The following is a 17,115-nucleotide window of genomic DNA, read 5'->3' as shown; positions in this document are numbered from 1 at the left end:
CAGGAATGCGATCACGGCGAGAACCAACAACACCACGCCGACCCATAGCAGAAAGTTAAGGGACTGCACAAAACCACCGGTGATCAAGAGCACAATCGCAATAATGGCCACAACTACAAATAGCATGTTCATCGTTCTGCTCTCCCTCGTCCACTACGTTCCTACTAGGTCACCATACATCCCGAGGACGCACCGGAAAAGTTTTCGGTCACCTCATCCCAATCACGGCGCCTAAGTTTAATTGGCGTGAGCTCTCATTGCTGGAGTCCTGCTGCGCGGCGAAGGACGCGACCGCTGATTCCAAACGGTCGAACGTGAGGTTCTGGTGCGGCACCTCAATATTGAGGACTTCGAAAGTCGAACCGTAGTGGTGGATGTACCCGAGTACCTTCTCGGGTGAACGCTCGTCTTGCCGCCGGTCACCTACACGCCACTCGTGGTCCGAAAGAGGACGCACTTCGAGGTCTTCTGCCGTGCACGGTTCATGACTGTGATTCACCATTGAATCTCCTTCGTGTTGAACAATCCATCGAACTCGGTCGATGTTCCACCAGACGTTAGGGGTGACTTGGGGAAAGCGGGTAGCGGCACCATCCGCCGCAAGGTCATCCAGATCTCCACCCTGGCCGGACGGATCGTGCTGCACCTGCCTAAGTATTGGTCCTGGAAAACCGGATGGTCGGCGTTGTTCGCGGCAGTTTGCCACCAGGCGGAATCCGCGTTGGTTTCGTCAGGGGTCGATTGGTCCTCAGTCGCGCTATGAGCGTGACCAACTTCATGGCTGGCTTATCGCAGACCTGATGGCCGTCAGCGCGCGTACTGGTGTCCAGCGGTGGGGGCGGAGAGCTTTGCTTCCATCTGGTTCCTCGCTGCGGCTCGTCAAAGGAGTGAGGACGGGTGCGTTGGTGCGTCCCGCTCCCTGGTGGGGCCGGGTGGTCAGCGCGCGGAGTACCCGCCATCGACGAGGTGGTAGCTGCCGGTGATGAAGCTAGCGTTTTCTGACAGCAGGAATATGACTAGGTCGGCGACCTCATCTGCCGTTCCTAGCCGGCCGATTGGGTGCAGGCCAACGAGCCCGTCATACGTTTCCTTTGGCAGGGTGCTGAGCAGTGGAGTGTCGATGTAACCGGGGCCAACGGCGTTGATACGGATGCCTTTGGTTGCGTACTCGAGGGCGGCCGCCTTTGTCAGTCCGACCACGGCATGTTTTGCTGCGACGTACGATGAGGCGTTGAGTTCGCCGTTGGTGCCGAGAATGGACGATACGTTCACGATGGATCCACCGCCCGATTTTTCGATGGCGGGGATCTCGTAGCGAAGGCTGTAGAGGACGCCGTTCAGGTTGACGTTTATGACCTTGTCCCAATCGGAAAGGTCGAGTTCGCCGACGGGGGCCGGGGCCGGGGCGATTCCCGCGTTGTTTATCGCGAGGTGAAGTCCGCCGTAGGTGTCGATTGCGAACTGTACGGCAGCATCCGCTTGTGCCGGAACGGACGTGTCCTGTGCCACTGCTGCGGCGGAGTGCCCGGCCGCCGTGATGTCCTCGGCTACCTTCAGGGCGGCGTCGAGCCTGAGGTCACTGACTACGACGGATGCGCCCGCCGCGGCTAGCTTTCGTGAAATGGCCGCCCCGATGCCGGAACCGCCGCCCGTGACGAGTGCCACTTTTCCCTGAAAATCAGTCATCGAATTATCTCCCTTGTTGCTTGCCTGAGCCATTCGCTCGCCACCCTACTCGGGCCAGCTCTCCGAGGGCTGCGAGGGCTCATTCCGACTCGTCCTGCCTCAAGGGGTATGCGCACCGGTCCTATGAGGTTGCGCTAGCGACAGGTGATGGTCTTGGGGGACGTTGGGTATCGAGTGAGTATGCCCGCGACGTCTTTGACGGTCCGGATGGCCGTTCACGACCTGACGTCGTCGCCGAGCGCCTTGCCCAGTGTCGCCTGATGTCTTGCGCTACCGACGATTCCGCACCCCTCATGAGGGCGCGCAGCGCGTCACCGAAGTCGATAAGGTGAGTATCTCCCGTGGTAGTGAGTTGGTCGATTACGACGTTGCTCAAATGCTCGCACGATCGACAGCTGGCCTGGCTTCGCCGCGCCGATCGGCGAAGCGCGGAAACGGCGGATCGGAACGTGGCACGCTTGGTCGCTAGTGCCCGCCGTTGGGCAGGCGCATCGCCAGTAGCGTAGCCAAGCGTCGTCGTTGATGCTCGCCGCTCTCCAGTCCGCGACAGTCGGGCGTCGTCAAGTCGGTGACCGTCCGAAGCGCATTGGATAAGGCGGGACTGCCCCCCGGTTTGGTTGACTCCTGACCAGTGGAGATTCGTCTTCACTGGAAAGATGTCACCATGCCCAAACCCTACCCACCCGAGTTTCGCTGTGATATTGTCGCGGTCGCCCGGAAGCACGAAGCCCCGCTGAACCAGATTGTGAAAGACTTCGGAATTTCGAAGTCCAGCCTGGCGAACTGGCTGAAGAAAGTCGACGTCGAGGAGGGCGTCAAGCCGGGCGTGACCGAGAAGGAGTCCGCAGAACTGCGGGATGCGAAGAAACGTATCCGACTGCTCGAACAGGAAGCCGAGGTCATGCGCCGTGCCGTCGCCTATCTTTCCCGGGAGGTCAACCCAAACCTGCCGGGTATTGCGCTTCTCCACACAAGCGTTCCACCAACGGAAGCGCAACCCCATCTCCCAGCGCGACTGGAACGACGCCCACCTCACCAACGCCGCCTGGGATATCCACCGAGACGACCCCGCGTTTGACTACCGGTTCATTTCCGACGAGCTCGGCCAAGCCGGCCTCACCGCGGGTGAGAACCGGGTCTGGCGGCTGGCTCGCAGCAACGGCTCTGGTCCGTGTTCGCGAAGAAACGCGGCCTCACGCGCAAAGCCAGCCCGCCCGTCCACGACGACCGCATCAAACGGAAATTCACCGCGACACGCCCAAACCAGATCTGGCTCACCGACATCACCGAACACCACCGACGAGGGCACGATCTACCTTTGCGCGATCAAAGACGTCTAATCGAACAAGATCGTCGGTTACTCCATCGATTCCAAGATGAAGGCGTCCCTGGCCGTCGCAGCCGGCCGGAACGCGGTCGGCCAGCGCACCATCGATGGCACGATCTTGCACTCAGACCAAGGCTCCCAGTTCCGCTTCAACGCGTTCCTGCGGGTGCTGAAGAACAACGGCATCACCGGCTCGATGGGTCGCATCGGCGCATGCCGGCGACAACGCCGCGATGGAGTCGTTCTTCGCGCTGCTGCAGAAGAATGTCCTCGATCGGCAGCGGTGGTCAAACCGAGAGGAGCTGCGCTTGGCGATGGTGGTTTGGATCGAGCGGACCTACCACCGCAAGCGCCGGCAACGCCGCCCCGGCAAACTCACCCCGATCGAGTTTGAGACAATAAATGTGGCCCCACGGCCGCCTGAAATCACTAACCCTTTGAGCCAACTGAACTCGGGGCAGTCCCTTGCCCTGGCGAAGAAGCGTGGCGTCTACCCTGGTCGCACCCCGTCACTGGACATGGCCCGCGCGGCCGAGCTGCGCGAGAAGGCTGCCGCTGGCGTGCCGAAGTCTGTACTTGCTCGAGAGTTTGGGGTCAGCCGCGAAACCGTCTATGTCTATCTCCGCGCCGGGGACTGAGCTGGCCGTAGACGATTTGGTGCGGTCTAGAGGTGGATTCCTACTGTGTCGATCAGTTCGGTCCAGCGCCTTCGACGGTCGGTGTCTTCCCTGATCGCTGGGGCCCGGGCGTAGACGTCTGCGTCGGATAGGGCGGTCAGGTTGAGCCCGGTGAGGTCGGTGATGTCCTTGATGGGTACTTGGTAGGTGCGGTACGGTCCAAGCGGCGGGGGATTACCATACATGGGGGCTGGGGCGCGGACCGTGTCGAGGTCGATGTCTTCTAGCTGTGGGCTTTGGTCGGACGAATCCGGCGGCGTGAAGAACGGTGGAGTCTTCCGTGGTCGTGGTCCATGCTGCCATCTTCCAGAACGCTTGCGGGATCTTCACGCCGCGGTATATCGGATCCTGGGCTGAGAGTACGGGGGCGGTGAAGACGCTGATGCGGTTACCGTTGGTGCGTGCGTAGGTGAGGACGTGGTCCTCGAGGCCGAGCCAGAGTTGTTTCGATTGGTTAAAGGCTCCGGCTCCGGCTTGGGGTGCGGCGTTGGTGTAGGCGAAGGTGTCGTAATTCGCTCGTCGGGCTGTCGTTGTGTCGTCCCAGACCGGGTCTTGGCGCCGGACGAGGTGTCCGCGGTCGAGGTCGTTTCTGGCGTAGACGGACTCCCCGGTCTGTTCGTAGAGCGGGATACGGGAGTCGAGGTGCCAGTCGTCGCCTCGGTCAACGGTAACGAGCTGGTCTCCGTCGATGTTGACGCCGGTCGCGATCGCGAGGCGCCGCGCAGGGTCAAGGAGCACGGTGAAATGTGTGTAGGGCAGTTCGCGAATCAGGGTTCCCGCGGGAGGGGCCGGGAGCGGCAGAGGAATTTCAAGGAAATCGGCGTTGTATCCAGCTGGATAAAGTAATGCGGTGTTCATGGTGATAGTCAAGCAGCCAGAGCCGACAGTTGGGATATACATGGCGGCGTTGAGGGGACGATCCCGTTCGCTGGTGCCTTTTGTTGACCACAGGCACGAGTGGCCGAAGTGGGGATATTACCGTTCCTTGGAAGCTGCATAGCCTTGGGAGAGAGCCTGGGCGGTTCAAGGAGCGGAATGAATAAGGTGATCGTGACATTACGACGCCGATTTGCGCGATGGCCGGGTTTCGTTCTGGTCGGCGTGAATCGGCGCGGTCAGCTACCCGCTGTCCTCGTGGATCCGGTGGATTGCACAGGGCGGGTCATTCACGGTCTGTGGCTGGGCGACAGCGTCGACGACGGGCCTGATGGCACGACGTACTGCAGAGTGAAAAGGGTGAGGTGGAGGCGCTGACCAGTAGGGGATCGGCGGTAAGGCCCAGAGCCACAGGCAGAGGCGCCAACGTCAGCTCTACGACGTTCGAAGCTGTTGAGCTCAAAGATGAAGTTAACGGGCGCACAGCCTGAGCCGCCGCCGACCGCCTGCCGTCTGCCGCGCATGAAACTGGCATGACAGCGCACATTCCCGATCCCGCTGCTTTCTTCCGAGATCTTCACACTGGTATTTGGCAGGACATTCGACAGCTTCCCTGCCGATGAAAGTCAGGCAGGGATGCTGTCGACGCTTGCTGGTGACGGCGATATGCGCTCCGCGCGCATCTTCACCGATGCCGGCAACCTCATGCTCAGCATTAACGCCATCGAATGCGGAGAAAACCTGCTTGTCATCGCCTCCACCTACAACGAAGCATTATCTGACCCGGACGATGACAAGCCCAGCGGTGAAAAATGGCTTGGGTGTTTGATGGTGGTCGCGGCTCACCGGTCAGCGTCGGCAGGCTCCGCGAATACCTGCATGAGCTGACAGATGTCAAGAACACCGCGAGCCAGATCACAGACAGCTCCTTCGTCAGAGTCAGGAGGCTGACCGGCGCTGCACGAATGCCGTGCATGAACCAAGTGGGATCTCAGCCCTGTTGTGGCCAATAAAAGACACCAGGGAAGGAGACGCGCGACGGCGGCAGCATCTGAACCGTCGGACACGGCGTGAACGAAAGTGGACATCTCATGCGAACATCCCGCAACTCCTTACCGGCCTGCTGCGGGAGTGTTTTTCTTGTCGGATGTTTCCCAGCGCCTCGCCAGCATCCGCGCTTAACCTGCGGGGCGAGCGGATCCCAACTCTTCGTTGCCGCAGAAAAGAACTAAACGATGCCGAAAACGATTTTCCCGTGGAACGCATCACGGCTGGCGTCGGTTCGTCGTCGTCTTCAACCTCCGCGATTCCTCCAGGTCACCAAGATTGCTGTTGCTGTGGCGATTGCCTGGACGCTGTCCCCTTTCCTCCCTGGAGACGGTCAGGAATTGCGGTACTACGCGCCGCTGGGCGCTCTTCTGAGCATGCACCCAACGCTTATGCGTTCGCTCCGCAGCGCTTTACAAACCCTCGCTGGGCTGGCCGTGGGAGTCGCCCTCGCTGGTGCCGTGCTTCTCCTAAGCGAGCCTAGCGTTTGGACGATCTCGCTGGTCATCGGCCTCGGCTCTCTTATCGGAGGAATGCGATGACTTGGTGTGGGCGGAGAACAAGTACCCCTGACTGCTCTCTTCGTTCTCATCATCGGCGGCCCGGAAGCCGATGATTACTCGGTCGGCTACCTTGCCCAAGTCTGTCTGGGGATGGTGGTGGGGCTCTTGGTCAACCTGCTAATTTTGCCGCCGCTTGCCATCGGCACGGCTGTCGATCGGTTGACCAGTTTTCGAGGCACCCTCGCCACGCACCTCAGCGATATCGGCGTGGCCTAGGTCGAGAGTTGGCCTCCCGAGCGTGAACTCTGGGCGACCAGGGGCAGCGCACTCACCGACGCGGCCCGAGACGTGAGGTCGGCTGTGCAATACGCCGACGAGAGTCGTAAGGGTAACCCTCGCGCTCGTTTCAACCGCAGAAATCTTGTTGTTGACTATGAGGACCTCGCGGCCTTGGAGAACGTCACCTTTCACGTGCGCAACCTGACTGAGGTTTTTGCGGGCATGATCTGGGGCAAACCGATTCCCCTTGAGCTGCCGCCCGAGCTGCGGCCGGTTCTCAGCGATGCCCTGCACGCGGTTTGCGGACACCTTGCGTGCCACGGACGACGGCCCGCGTGATAGCGCACCCTTTGATGCCGCCGTAGCGGCAGTCGAGGCGATTCTGCGCGTCATGCAAGAGTTGGGTGCCGGGGCGACATCGCTCAGCCCGACGGCCGCGATCGTCATCGATCTGAAGCGCATTTTGGTCGCGCTTCGCCCTAAGACCGAGAGAGATTCTGAAGAGTCTCCCTCGCCCGTCGTTTAGCCCGTCCCATCGCTTGTTCACGCTGCTGCGGTTCCGCGCACAAGTACCTTCTCGTTCCCGCGAGTTTTTCCTTACCCGGGTTGACCTTGGATTAGCCTTCGGTACGGTAAATGGGGTAGCAGAAACTATTTCATCCGTTGAATTCGCATTAGGAGGTCATCATGCCCAACGCCATCGAGACTGTCGACGTCAACGTTCCCGTTACCGTCTCTTACAACCAGTGGACAAAATTCGAGGAGTTTCCAAAGTTTCTCAGTTTTGTTGAATCCGTCACGCAAGTATCCGACACTCTCACCGAGTGGAAGGTCAAAATTGGCGGCGTGGAGCGCGAGTTCGAGGCTCGGATATCCGAGCAGCACCCTGACGAGCGTGTTGCCTGGAACAGTACCGGCGGTCAGGTCGACCACGCGGGAGTTGTCACGTTCCACAAGTTGGCTGAGGACGAGACGCGTGTGACGGTTCAGCTCGATTGGGAGGCGAAAGGACTGCTTGAGAAGGCCGGAGCCGCTCTCGGTATAGACAATCACGCCATCAAGAAAGACCTCGCGAACTTCAAGGAGTTCATCGAGGCGAAGGGAACCGACGATGTCGGATGGCGCGGAGATGTGCAGGCCTGACGTTGCTGGAAGACCAACTTACGACTCGTGATGGTGCGGACAGCGCACACCGGAGTCCGGCCACTTGGGGTGACGCGACGCTCGAAGCGTTTGGCAAGCTATCAGCGACATTCGACAGCGTGGAACAAGCGGGGATTGCTATGAGATTTCATCGCCTAATGGGCCAGGAGGCTCAGCGGACGGGTTCTGCACAACTTTGGACGCTTCATAGCTATGCCTTGCTCTCAAACTCCGAAGTCGTCGTCATTCTTCGATCCCCGCAATCGCATGGTTGCACAGCAGTGCATTTATGCGAGGAGGATATTCTCAGCGTACGTCGGGTGCTTCAGTTCGTTTGATTTAGCGCAGTGCCCGCGGATTCCTGTAGTAGTCCTGCGCAACAGGAGGGGTTGTTCTGAGCTGCCGGCCATCTCTCCCACGTAATCCTCAGCGGTTGGATCCTTCAGTGAACGATTCGACGGCCCTGTGAAACTGTTTGAAGGTCAGATGTGTCGGCGGGGCGCTTCTAAATTGAGGACTTCGGATATCGATCCGCTCTGGTTGATATAGCCGAGGACTTTTTCGGGTGATTGCTCATCTTGTCGCCGGTCAGCTACCCGCCATTCATGGTCTGAAAGAACACACAATTCGAGGTCTGCTGCCGCGCATGGTTCATGTTGATAATTCGACATTGAATCTCCTTCACCGCGGGGTGCTTGGACGTGCCCCAGCGGGTTTCTCGTTCGGTGGGTTCGTTCCCACCATGATAGAACTCACCCTGGTCTGCGCATCTGTCACAGCAGATCTCGGGAGGGTCGGCTAAGTCATGTGCTCGGAGCAATGCTTCGATGAGTGGAGCGTTTCATAGTCAAGTTGTCCGCGCCCTCATCCCACGGCTGAACCCCCACGCCGACGACGATCAAACCCTCGCGTCATCAAACGCAAAGTCTCGGAATGGCCCGCAGGACGCTTCCGCCACGCCCACTGGACACAACCGGCTCACGAGCCAGAAATGACCATTCAAGCGCTTAACTGAACGGTCTTGAGGCTAAGCGTCCGCAAAGGAAGTCTTATGGGAGTTCTTTGAGGAGGTCGGCTTCGTATGCGATGATCGCCGCCTGCACACGATTCTCGACGCCTAGCGCTGTGAAGAGCACACTGAGGTACTGCTTCACCGTGCCTTCCGAAAGGTGCAGGGATTTTGCGATCTGGGCATTCGACTGGCCTCGCCCGATTCCGGCGAGCAGTTCGCGTTGTCGGTGGGTCAGTTCGCGCACAGTTGATTGGGCTCGTGTTGAGCGGCCAAAACGAGCGCCGGTTTCCTGGCGGACCAGCCACCGGCCGACCCGCGGTGAGAATGCGGCACCGCCGCCTGCGAGAGCGCGAACGCCTGTGATCAAGTGACGCGGGTCATCCGATTTCAGGAAAAAGCCGAGCGCACCGAGGGTGATGGCCTCTGCAATGTAGGCCTCGTCGGAGAAGGTGGTGAGCATTGCGACCGGCACGTGTGGCTGCTCGCGCCGCAGCTGTTCAAGGGTGCGGATACCGTCGAGCCTGGGCATCTGAATATCGAGAACGACGACGTCCAGCGAGTGCCGTCGAGCCAGTTCAAGCGCTTCGGTTCCGTCTGAGGCTTCGGCAGTGATTACAATATCCGGGGCGGTGGAGAGGATGCCGGCGATGCCAGCGCGCACAAGCTGATCGTCATCGGCAAGAAGGACTCGTATTGGGCTGTCTCTCTGTTGGTGGGGCTTGTCGGGCAGAGTGTTTCCGGTGAGATTTCCAGTCATGGGGCGAGGATCGTGTCGGTGGAGAGAACGCGGTTGTCAACGAAGCAGATTCGGAAGACATCGTCGCGGTCGAAGAAACTTATCGAGGCCTCATAAAACTCGCACGTCGATCTCGGAGGCTGAGCCAGAGACGTTCGCGGGGCGTCGAGCATTTCCACTGCCGGAAGAAGGAGCTCGGTTTTGGTGCGGGTGTCACCGGTGTTGATGGCGGCGAACCGTTCGGGAGGCAGGACTGACGCGACGGTGGCATAAGCGAAGTAACCGATCGCGCTTAGCGCTGCGGTGGCGAGGAGAACAATGGGAACTAGCCAGGCGGTCCGTGCGGTGCGACGGCGGTTTCGGTCGGAGCTGCTGTCCGCGGCGGTGACGAGCTCGGTCCGAGATTGGTGTGTACTGGCGGCGGCTGAGGATGGAGTTGCCGACCTTGGGAGTCGGACGGTGAGGGTGAAGTCTTCGCCACGATTCACGTCCAGGGTTCCGCCAAGGATCCCGACTCGGTGTCGCAAGGCGACGATGCCGTGGCCCGTCGCGGGTAGGGACGGTGTCGTACCGTGATCGGGGTTGCGAATGCGTAACTCGACTTCGTCTCCGTCGATGTCGATGTCGATGTTCACCTTCGTGCCTGGTGCGTGTTTTGCGGCGTTCGTGAGTCCTTCCTGCAGTGCCCGGAGGAGAGCGGCGCGAGAGTAATTGTTGGTGAATCGTTCGATGTCTGTCGCGAGGGTGCTGTTTACCTCGATACCTGAGGATTGCGCGCGCTCGAGTACGTCTTCGATGCTGAGGTTGCTCAGCGAGGCGGTGATGCCGGAGTCTCTTTCGGTAATTAGTCGAATGGTCTCGCCGAGTTCGTCGGACGCGGCGGCGGCATTGGCCCGGATGCTTTGCAGCTCCGTTCTCGCCGTTGCTGGTAACGTGTCGTCCAGGGAGAGGCGGCCGGCTTGGACGGCGATCAGCGTCAACCGGTGCCCTAACCCGTCGTGGATTTCACTAGCCATCGCATCTCGTTCCCGCATCACGGCCTGCTCGACGCGAGCATCGTGTTCCCGTGCCTCGGCGAGGGCCAGATTCCAGCCGCGCTGGAGATAGGCCCGCCGTCCGCGAAGCGCGGCGACCGTCAGAACGGGGACGACGAGGCACAGGGTGTAAATCGTGCCGCGGACGAGTCCGAGGATGGCGCCGGCCCACGATGGACTCGAGATCAGTCCGCACAGTGTCGCAGCGATGAGCGAGGCCGCCACCGCGACCATCACGACGCCGAAAGACGGCTTCCACAGAGAGGCGCAGAAGCCGACGATGATTGCGGTGGTACCTATCAGCATCGGACCCGAGCCGTCCGTCCACGGAGAGGCGACTCCGAGTAGGGCTCCCACAACAGCAGCGACTGTCGTGTTGGTATTGCGTGCACGCCGTGTGTGCGGAGTCGGATTGTTGTCGAGCATCCTCCCACCCTAGGGAGACCTGGCAGGCGAAAGAACTCGCCTTCGTTAGCTCGCGGCTTCACCTTTGTCACTATCGACGGTGGCGGCGCTCTTCTAGCGTTTCTTGCATGCTTGACAACATCACTTTGTTCCTTGACTCCGTCAGCGAGTACATCGGAATCATCCTCGCGGTCGTCTTCATTGCCTCGATCGTGGACGCGGCCTTCGGCCTCGGTGCCATTCTGCCGGGGGAAACCGTTCTGGTGTTCGCCGCGGTCGCCCTCCGTGATAGTCCTCTTCTGATCTTTGCCGTACTCGTCGCTGCCGTCGGGGCATTCATTGGCGACCACATCGGGTACTTCATCGGAAGGAAACTCGGCGTGAAGATGGTGAACACACGGGTGGTGCGGAAAATCGGGGTCGATCGTTGGGACGCGGCTAGCGGTTTCGTCGAACGACGCGGTTTTTGGCTCATCATCGTCGCTCGGCTCCTGCCCGGCGTTCGAACCTTGGTCGCAGCAGCAGCCGGAGCGTCACCCATGAGCTACCGGCGGTTCGCTCTCGCCTCCGGCACCGCAGCCGTCGTCTGGTCGCTTCTCTGGGTGCTGGGCGGCGCCGCGCTTGGTTTCGCGTTTGTCGAATTTGCCAATCACACGACCATCCCTGCGATCGCGGTGGCGGTGGCTGCCGCTGTTGGGTTCTTCGTTATGCGGCGGGTGCGGGTAACCGCATGAATACGAAAGATCGGACTCTCCGGCCGCGACCCGAGTGGTGGACCATCCCAAATCTCGTCACCGTTATTCGATTCGTCCTGATCGTCCCGATCGTGGCCCTTTTGTTGTCGGGTGCTCAGCCGATCACAGCTGCCACTCTCACGGTGCTCTTCGGCGCGACGGATTGGGTAGACGGGTTCCTCGCTCGGCGGCTCGGCCAAGAGACCCGGCTCGGGGAGATCCTCGACCCGATCGCCGACCGATTGGGAATCGGCTGCCTTGGCATCGCACTAACGATCATCGGTGCAATTCCCTGGTCGGTAATTATCGTCATCCTTTTCGTCGATCTGATCGTTGGAAGCGTCTCCCTGACACGGCACCGGAATCATCAGCTCTCGGTCACCTGGATCGGAAAGATTCGCACTGCGCTCATTATGATCAGCGCGTCCGCCGTCACGGGCGGCCTCATTCCAGGGATGGGATTGGTCTTTCTGATCGGACAGGTCGGTTTGGTGGTCGGCGCGTTGTTGCACATCTTTGCCGGCGTCGGCTATCTACGACAACTGCTCCGAGGAGATGCGCCGTAGACACCAGCCATAGCTCTCGGGCGCGACTGAAGCTATTGCGGATGTTATCTGTCAGGGCCATGAAGAACGCCCAGTTCCTCATGGCCCTTGACACACACTTGCCTGCACAACCTCGAAAATACAAGGGCCGTTGTGCAGACGACGTCGGAAAACGACACTGGTGCTACAAGATCAATTCCGGACACTCTTCAAACGCGAGACGCGTTCCTGACGTGGGCCGGTTGACGAGTCCCGGCCCTTCAATACTAATTAGGACCTGTGGCTCGGCGAGCAACGAACCCCCGCAGAACACCGAGCCGACTGGCTCGGCATCCACCTGACCCGCATCACCCCGGAGGAAACCTGACATGACCCGCGTTCGAATCGACCTGTTCATCTCGCTGGACGGCTACACCTCGAGGACCGACCACGCCCCCGAAAATCCGATGGGTGAGGACTGGGGGCGCCTCACGGCTGCCCACGCCGCGACCCGCCCGTTCCACGAGCGCGTCTTCGGTGACACCAGCGGCACCGGGACGACCGGCATCGACGACTTCTACGCCGCCGCGTTCTTCGAGGGCGTCGGCGCCGAGATCATGGGCGCGACCATGTTCGGCCTGCACTCGTTTCCCGACGATCACGACCTCAACGCAAAAGGTAACAACGAAGTGATAGCCGAGACCACGCGACTGCTTGCATCCGAACTCGTATGACCGCCGAGAAACCGCGACTCGCACGCACACTCCGATTCGTGCTCGCTTGGATGGTCGGAGTCATTGGAACCATCACCACAGCCATTTCCTTGATCCCTGCGGTGGCCGTCATCGCCTCAGTAAATGGCGTATCTTCCCTTGGATTCGCCGCTGTCCTACTGGTCGTGTCCGCGATGTATCTCTTCGTCCCCATCCTCATCGCGTTGGCCATCGCGAATACCGGCCGCCGATGGTGGCTCTGGCTGACCATCGCACTAGCGGTCATCGTTTTGCTCCTAGTCGCCCGCTTCGCGGTGGGTTCGCTCGGTGTCTATTGGATTACGTTTTGAGTCGCGGCGAGCCGTATGCCGGCCCGATGATGTGGGTCGGCACTGTCGGTGTCGCGCTGGGCGGGATCATCCTGGTCTCACTGTTGAGCGGAGGTGATGGGCGGGCCGAGATTTCCGCCGAGTTGAGCGAGTCCATTCCGGATATTGCTGAGTTTCTGGAGGTTTCGACGATGGCTGATTTGCGCGAGTTCAATGAACCGAGCCCCGACCTGCGTGCACGCTTCACCTCTTCAGGAGAGATTTATCGCGTCATGGACTCATCCGTCGATCGTGCCCGGATCGCTATCTGAGGGATCGACGTACCGGGGCCTGGGCCGGGACCTTACAGCTCTGATCCTGATCGAGGATTCAGTACTGAGGAGTTAGTGGTGGGCACTGAGCTGCTGCGGATATCTCGGACAGTGTGCCTTCATGAACCCTCTACGGGACGATTCCTGTCGACCATGATGGTCCAACTCACGGCGCCGTGATTGGGGCGTTCGGACCCAGGCGACGACAGTCAGTGCGGCAAGCGCCAACCATGCGGTCAGGCTTCCGATAGCTAGCCCGGTGACGAACGAGCCGGGTGAAATGATCAGCTTCGTTCCGCCCGCAGCTAAATACCGACATTGCAGTCCTAGTGGTGGGAGCACGAAGACGGCCTCGTATCAGGCGCCCCATATGTGCTGCGGCTGACCGGCAACGATTCGCCAGAATGCTCCTCAACGGCGGCATGCGCGATGGCCGGCATGGAGCTATTACGAGAACATCGGCACCCAGAATCGAGTTATGGCCAACAACAATCCTTCTAGATCAACGGACTGGTATCAATGCTCGACATCCACCGAGCAGGGGAGAGGCCAGAACGAGACGCGATGTGTTATGAGACACACTCGCATGATTCAGGCGAGCCGAACGAGTTTCCCAATGAAACGCGACATCCGCGCGGCTGGAGGTCGCCGTTTGATGACACGGTTCGTGTACCCCGTGAAAGTTGCGTGACGCACCCTTGAGCACGCGCCTACCATCATGAACACACAGGCGGGATCCGGGGTGCAAAAAGAAGAATGAGTCACCCCGTCAATGGAGGCTTCTAGTCCTCACCTTATATCAGCTGGCTCGATGGTGGCCCGTTCGGTTCGGGGAACCCTTTGGTGCGGGGTCCTTCGTCGATGAGTGTCGAGATCGCGGGGAGACCGATCTCCGGCTGGATCTCGCGAAGGATCCACGTCGCGCCGGCATCCCGGTAGTCGTTGGCGTCGTCCTGTATCCGGACAGTGGCGGCGAAGTCGAATGATGGTGAGTTATTTTGCGCGAGGATGATGTCGGCGAAGTCGCTTGCATTGCGCACGTTCACCGGGAAGAAGCCGTCGTGGAGGGCTGCGCGCCGTCGAGGGGCGGCCGCAGTTGCAGTTCCCGCGATCCAGATCGGGATCGCGGGGTGCTGGTAGGGGGTAGGGAGGAAACGGACGTCGTCGATGGTGTGGTGCTCCCCAGCGTGGTGAACGGCGTTGCCGGTCCAGGCGGCGGGCAGTATCGAGAGGATTTCGTCAGCGATAGCTGCATGCCGACGTGAATCCGGGCTCTCGCCGAATCTGCTGTACTCGCCGCCAAAACGGTCATTGCCGAGCCCGGCGCCGAGGATCAGTCTTCCTTTACTCAGAAGGTCGAGGCTGACCGTTTGGCGTGCGAGGGAGGCTGGTCGGTATCTGGGAAGCGGTATAACCATCGGTCCGAGGCGGATTGAGCTCGTCGAGCGGGCGACCGCGGCGAGGGTTACCCAGGCGTCACCTATTCTTCGATCGGCTTCTCCCCATCGGATGTGGTCCCAGACGAAGAATCCGTCCCACTTCGCGGCTTCTGCTCGGGCGGCGAGATCGGCGACGACGCCGGGGTCGGCGAGGTCGTCAAATAGCGGCAACCAGACTGCCTCTTTCATCGGTGGTCGGTCGCCTGGAGGTGACTGATTAGCGGGGTGGTGAAATCTGCTTGATCGGCGGTGAGCAATGTGTGCCCGGCGCCTGGCACCATCACGAATGCGGCGCCGGGTATAGCGCGAGCGACGGCCTCACCGTGCGCCAATGGAAAGATTGAATCGATTTCGCCGTGCACCACGAGTGCCGGGATCGAGATGGCGCCGACGTCGCCACGTCTTGGGCGTGTGAACTCCATCGCAGGATGGTTGGAAATTGTTGCGGCGATATCGTCAGCTCGATCTACGTCTCGGGCAATGAACCGACGGATTCGATCCTCGTCGAATCGGGGTGATAGGCCATCGCAGGCGCGAGTGTCCTCAAGGAGGTAATCGATGACGGCCAACCGCGATTCGAGGTCATCAGGAAGATCGGGGGACCCACCGGTTCCGGAAGGAAGGTCCGGCGCTCCGGTCGTTGCACCCATCAAGGTGACAGAGCGCAACCGGTCGGAGTGGTCGACAGCCAAGATGGTTGCGATCATCGATCCCATCGAGTGGCCGACCACGTGAGTGGATCGTATGCCGAGCGAATCGCAGATACCCAATGCATCGGTCGCTAAATCGTGGGTCGAGTAGCCAGGGCGCCCGCGCGGAAAATTCGTCGAACGGCCGGTGTCCCGCTGGTCGTAGCGGATCACGAAGAACCCCGAGGATGCGATCGCCTCGCAGACCTCGCCCGGCCACCACAGCATGGAGGCTGACATCCCGGCGATCAGAAGCACGGATGGGTCACTTCGATCCCCGTACGTCTCAACGCAGAGCTTGACGTCGTTGGAGATCATGATGGAATCACTGAAGGCTGCCATGAGGCAACATTACGAACTTGCAGCATTTCGCGAAAGCAATAATTAGCGAAGATAATGATCGTGAAAAACGATTACGAGAAGGTAGCCCATGCTCACTACGTCAGGACTCCGAGCCCTCTTGGCGATCGTTGATCTGGGCACGTTCGGCGGCGCGGCGGCTGCCCTGGGCTATGCCCAGTCGACGATTAGTCAACAGGTCCGCATCCTCGAGCGCGACGCGGGGGGACCTATTTTCGACCGCAGCAGCGGACCCTCGAGATCGCAACTAACCTCCCTCGGACGATTGATGGAACACCACGCTCGACTTGTCGTGCACGAACTCGACGCGGCAGAGCGGGCCGCGATGGATCACCGCGACGGCCGCGGACGCCTGACAATCGGGACGTTCCAAGCGGTGACGACCAAGCTCCTGCCGGCACTTATTCGCGCTCTCGCAGAAAAGAACCCGCATGCAGCCATCACCATGGTCGAAACAGAAACGCCTCTCCCTGACCTAGACACCAACGACCTGTGTTTCTTCGATTCACCACCGCAACCGCCAGACCATGGGGAACTCATTGTTGCGGACGAGCACCTGCTGCTTGCCCCTCGAGGAGTGGTTCCCCCTGGCGCCGTCGAGCTGCACAACCTCAGAGACCGACCTATGGTTGCTCTGCCCGCCATATGCGACCAGGGCCGAGTAGAACTGGCTTTGACAGACGCCGGCGTCACCCTCGACATTGTGTTCAGGACCACCGACAACCACGCGATCACCGCGATGGTTGAGGCAGGGGCCGGATGCGCGATCCTCCCAGCCCTGTCGATCTCGCCATCCGCCGCGATCAGCATCCATCGAATTCACCCGCCGCTGCCGTACCGAGAGATCTGGGTTCAATGGCGCGGATCCCTATCCCCCCTCGCTCAGCATGCGCTCAAACTCGCGGTGCTCGCCCGCCCCAACCTCGCCGCCGCCGCAATTGAATTTTGAGCAATATAGGGTGTCCACGCTCTCGCAGAAGTTGAACGTAACGGCCGTTCTCGACGATCGTTGTTGGACTGAGTTCGCTCTACCGCGGATAGCTAAAGACCTGCCCAAAAGCACTGATCATCGATCAACTCGGAATCGACGGGGGTTTCTAACAGTCCCAATCGGCAGAGACTTATGGAACCGTTTTTTGCGCCGCAGCTCAGGTTTCGGCCTTCCGCCGCGGAACATGCGCAGGTGCCCGCAAGCCGAACGGCGGATTCAACCGGTCGTCGCAACACTCGATTTTTGTGAGGTGTTGTACGTGTGGTTGAAGAATGAGTTCGTTAAGAAACAGGCGCGGTT

At 60.3% G+C, this 17,115-nt stretch carries 19 protein-coding genes and 1 pseudogene; 12 read left to right on the top strand and 8 right to left on the bottom strand.

Annotated features, from left to right (window positions below):
* Nucleotides 1-208: 208 nt before the first annotated feature.
* Both BMW72_RS17100 and BMW72_RS17095 read right to left on the bottom strand, forming a co-directional pair.
* Nucleotides 209-646 carry a hypothetical protein gene (locus tag BMW72_RS17100; protein ID WP_134450474.1) on the bottom strand — a complete coding sequence of 146 codons (438 nt, stop codon included), beginning with the start codon at nucleotides 644-646 and terminating at the stop codon, nucleotides 209-211.
* 290 nt (nucleotides 647-936) lie between these two features.
* Complete coding sequence (locus BMW72_RS17095) at nucleotides 937-1,686, bottom strand: SDR family NAD(P)-dependent oxidoreductase (RefSeq protein WP_092112706.1); 750 nt, start codon at nucleotides 1,684-1,686, stop codon at nucleotides 937-939.
* A 664-nt stretch (nucleotides 1,687-2,350) separates the two neighbouring features.
* Between BMW72_RS17095 and BMW72_RS19390 the strand changes: the two are divergent.
* Nucleotides 2,351-3,417, top strand: a pseudogene (locus BMW72_RS19390) (IS3 family transposase); the annotation flags it as partial.
* Nucleotides 3,418-3,651, top strand: a complete 234-nt coding sequence (locus BMW72_RS19385; RefSeq protein WP_425266252.1) for a helix-turn-helix domain-containing protein — start codon at nucleotides 3,418-3,420, stop codon at nucleotides 3,649-3,651.
* A 26-nt stretch (nucleotides 3,652-3,677) separates the two neighbouring features.
* On the opposite strand, the gene BMW72_RS19380 is transcribed toward BMW72_RS19385, so the two are convergent.
* The gene (locus tag BMW72_RS19380) at nucleotides 3,678-3,875 is read right to left on the bottom strand and encodes a hypothetical protein (RefSeq protein ID WP_241984084.1); all 198 of its coding nucleotides are present in this window, start codon (nucleotides 3,873-3,875) and stop codon (nucleotides 3,678-3,680) included.
* Complete coding sequence (locus BMW72_RS17085; protein ID WP_241984085.1) at nucleotides 3,865-4,548, bottom strand: DNA/RNA non-specific endonuclease; 684 nt, start codon at nucleotides 4,546-4,548, stop codon at nucleotides 3,865-3,867. The genes BMW72_RS19380 and BMW72_RS17085 overlap by 11 nt, the downstream gene beginning before the upstream one ends.
* Before the next feature lie 654 nt (nucleotides 4,549-5,202).
* Between BMW72_RS17085 and BMW72_RS17080 the strand changes: the two genes are divergently transcribed.
* The 4 genes from BMW72_RS17080 (at nucleotide 5,203) to BMW72_RS17060 (ending at nucleotide 7,538) form a co-directional block, all read left to right on the top strand.
* Complete coding sequence (locus BMW72_RS17080) at nucleotides 5,203-5,454, top strand: hypothetical protein (protein WP_092112704.1); 252 nt, start codon at nucleotides 5,203-5,205, stop codon at nucleotides 5,452-5,454.
* A gap of 347 nt (nucleotides 5,455-5,801) precedes the next feature.
* Nucleotides 5,802-6,155, top strand: coding sequence for an FUSC family protein (locus BMW72_RS19745; RefSeq protein WP_092112703.1), 354 nt, complete (start codon nucleotides 5,802-5,804; stop codon nucleotides 6,153-6,155).
* 6 nt (nucleotides 6,156-6,161) lie between these two features.
* Nucleotides 6,162-6,392: an aromatic acid exporter family protein gene (locus BMW72_RS17070; protein WP_092112701.1), complete on the top strand. Its 231-nt coding sequence runs from the start codon at nucleotides 6,162-6,164 to the stop codon at nucleotides 6,390-6,392.
* Nucleotides 6,393-7,082: 690 nt separating this feature from the next.
* Nucleotides 7,083-7,538 (top strand): SRPBCC family protein, encoded by a 456-nt coding sequence (locus BMW72_RS17060; RefSeq protein ID WP_092112697.1) that lies wholly within the window; start codon nucleotides 7,083-7,085, stop codon nucleotides 7,536-7,538.
* 1,049 nt (nucleotides 7,539-8,587) lie between these two features.
* On the opposite strand, the gene BMW72_RS17055 is transcribed toward BMW72_RS17060, so the two are convergent.
* Nucleotides 8,588-9,307 (bottom strand): response regulator transcription factor, encoded by a 720-nt coding sequence (locus BMW72_RS17055; protein ID WP_092112695.1) that lies wholly within the window; start codon nucleotides 9,305-9,307, stop codon nucleotides 8,588-8,590.
* Nucleotides 9,304-10,746: a sensor histidine kinase gene (locus BMW72_RS17050; RefSeq protein WP_092112693.1), complete on the bottom strand. Its 1,443-nt coding sequence runs from the start codon at nucleotides 10,744-10,746 to the stop codon at nucleotides 9,304-9,306. The genes BMW72_RS17055 and BMW72_RS17050 overlap by 4 nt, the downstream gene beginning before the upstream one ends.
* Before the next feature lie 107 nt (nucleotides 10,747-10,853).
* Here BMW72_RS17050 and BMW72_RS17045 point away from each other — a divergent pair, with 107 nt between their 5' ends.
* From BMW72_RS17045 to BMW72_RS17020, 5 genes are all read left to right on the top strand, one after another.
* Nucleotides 10,854-11,459: a DedA family protein gene (locus BMW72_RS17045; RefSeq protein ID WP_092112691.1), complete on the top strand. Its 606-nt coding sequence runs from the start codon at nucleotides 10,854-10,856 to the stop codon at nucleotides 11,457-11,459.
* Entirely contained in the window at nucleotides 11,456-12,025 is a 570-nt protein-coding gene (locus BMW72_RS17040) for a CDP-alcohol phosphatidyltransferase family protein (protein WP_092112689.1), read from the top strand. The genes BMW72_RS17045 and BMW72_RS17040 overlap by 4 nt, the downstream gene beginning before the upstream one ends.
* Nucleotides 12,026-12,372: 347 nt before the next feature.
* The gene (locus tag BMW72_RS17030) at nucleotides 12,373-12,717 is read left to right on the top strand and encodes a hypothetical protein (protein ID WP_241984086.1); all 345 of its coding nucleotides are present in this window, start codon (nucleotides 12,373-12,375) and stop codon (nucleotides 12,715-12,717) included.
* Nucleotides 12,718-12,755: 38 nt separating this feature from the next.
* On the top strand, nucleotides 12,756-13,046 hold the full coding sequence (locus BMW72_RS17025; RefSeq protein WP_092112687.1) for a hypothetical protein: 291 nt from the start codon (nucleotides 12,756-12,758) through the stop codon (nucleotides 13,044-13,046).
* A complete protein-coding gene (locus tag BMW72_RS17020; RefSeq protein WP_092112685.1) occupies nucleotides 13,043-13,336 on the top strand; it encodes a hypothetical protein in 294 nt (97 codons plus the stop codon). Before BMW72_RS17025 ends, BMW72_RS17020 begins: the two co-directional genes overlap by 4 nt.
* Before the next feature lie 794 nt (nucleotides 13,337-14,130).
* Here the strand turns inward: BMW72_RS17020 and BMW72_RS17015 are convergent.
* Nucleotides 14,131-14,964 (bottom strand): LLM class flavin-dependent oxidoreductase, encoded by an 834-nt coding sequence (locus BMW72_RS17015; RefSeq protein WP_092112684.1) that lies wholly within the window; start codon nucleotides 14,962-14,964, stop codon nucleotides 14,131-14,133.
* Nucleotides 14,961-15,806 (bottom strand): alpha/beta fold hydrolase, encoded by an 846-nt coding sequence (locus BMW72_RS17010; protein WP_092112682.1) that lies wholly within the window; start codon nucleotides 15,804-15,806, stop codon nucleotides 14,961-14,963. Before BMW72_RS17010 ends, BMW72_RS17015 begins: the two co-directional genes overlap by 4 nt.
* A gap of 88 nt (nucleotides 15,807-15,894) precedes the next feature.
* On the opposite strand from BMW72_RS17010, the gene BMW72_RS17005 reads away from it, so the two are divergent.
* Nucleotides 15,895-16,773, top strand: a complete 879-nt coding sequence (locus BMW72_RS17005; protein ID WP_092112680.1) for a LysR family transcriptional regulator — start codon at nucleotides 15,895-15,897, stop codon at nucleotides 16,771-16,773.
* Nucleotides 16,774-17,115 lie beyond the last annotated feature (342 nt).

This window comes from Cryobacterium luteum (assembly GCF_900110125.1).
Taxonomy (GTDB): Bacteria; Actinomycetota; Actinomycetes; order Actinomycetales; family Microbacteriaceae; genus Cryobacterium; species Cryobacterium luteum.
The sequence above is the reverse complement of the archived record's forward strand: the minus strand, read 5'-3'. Positions and strand labels throughout refer to the sequence as shown.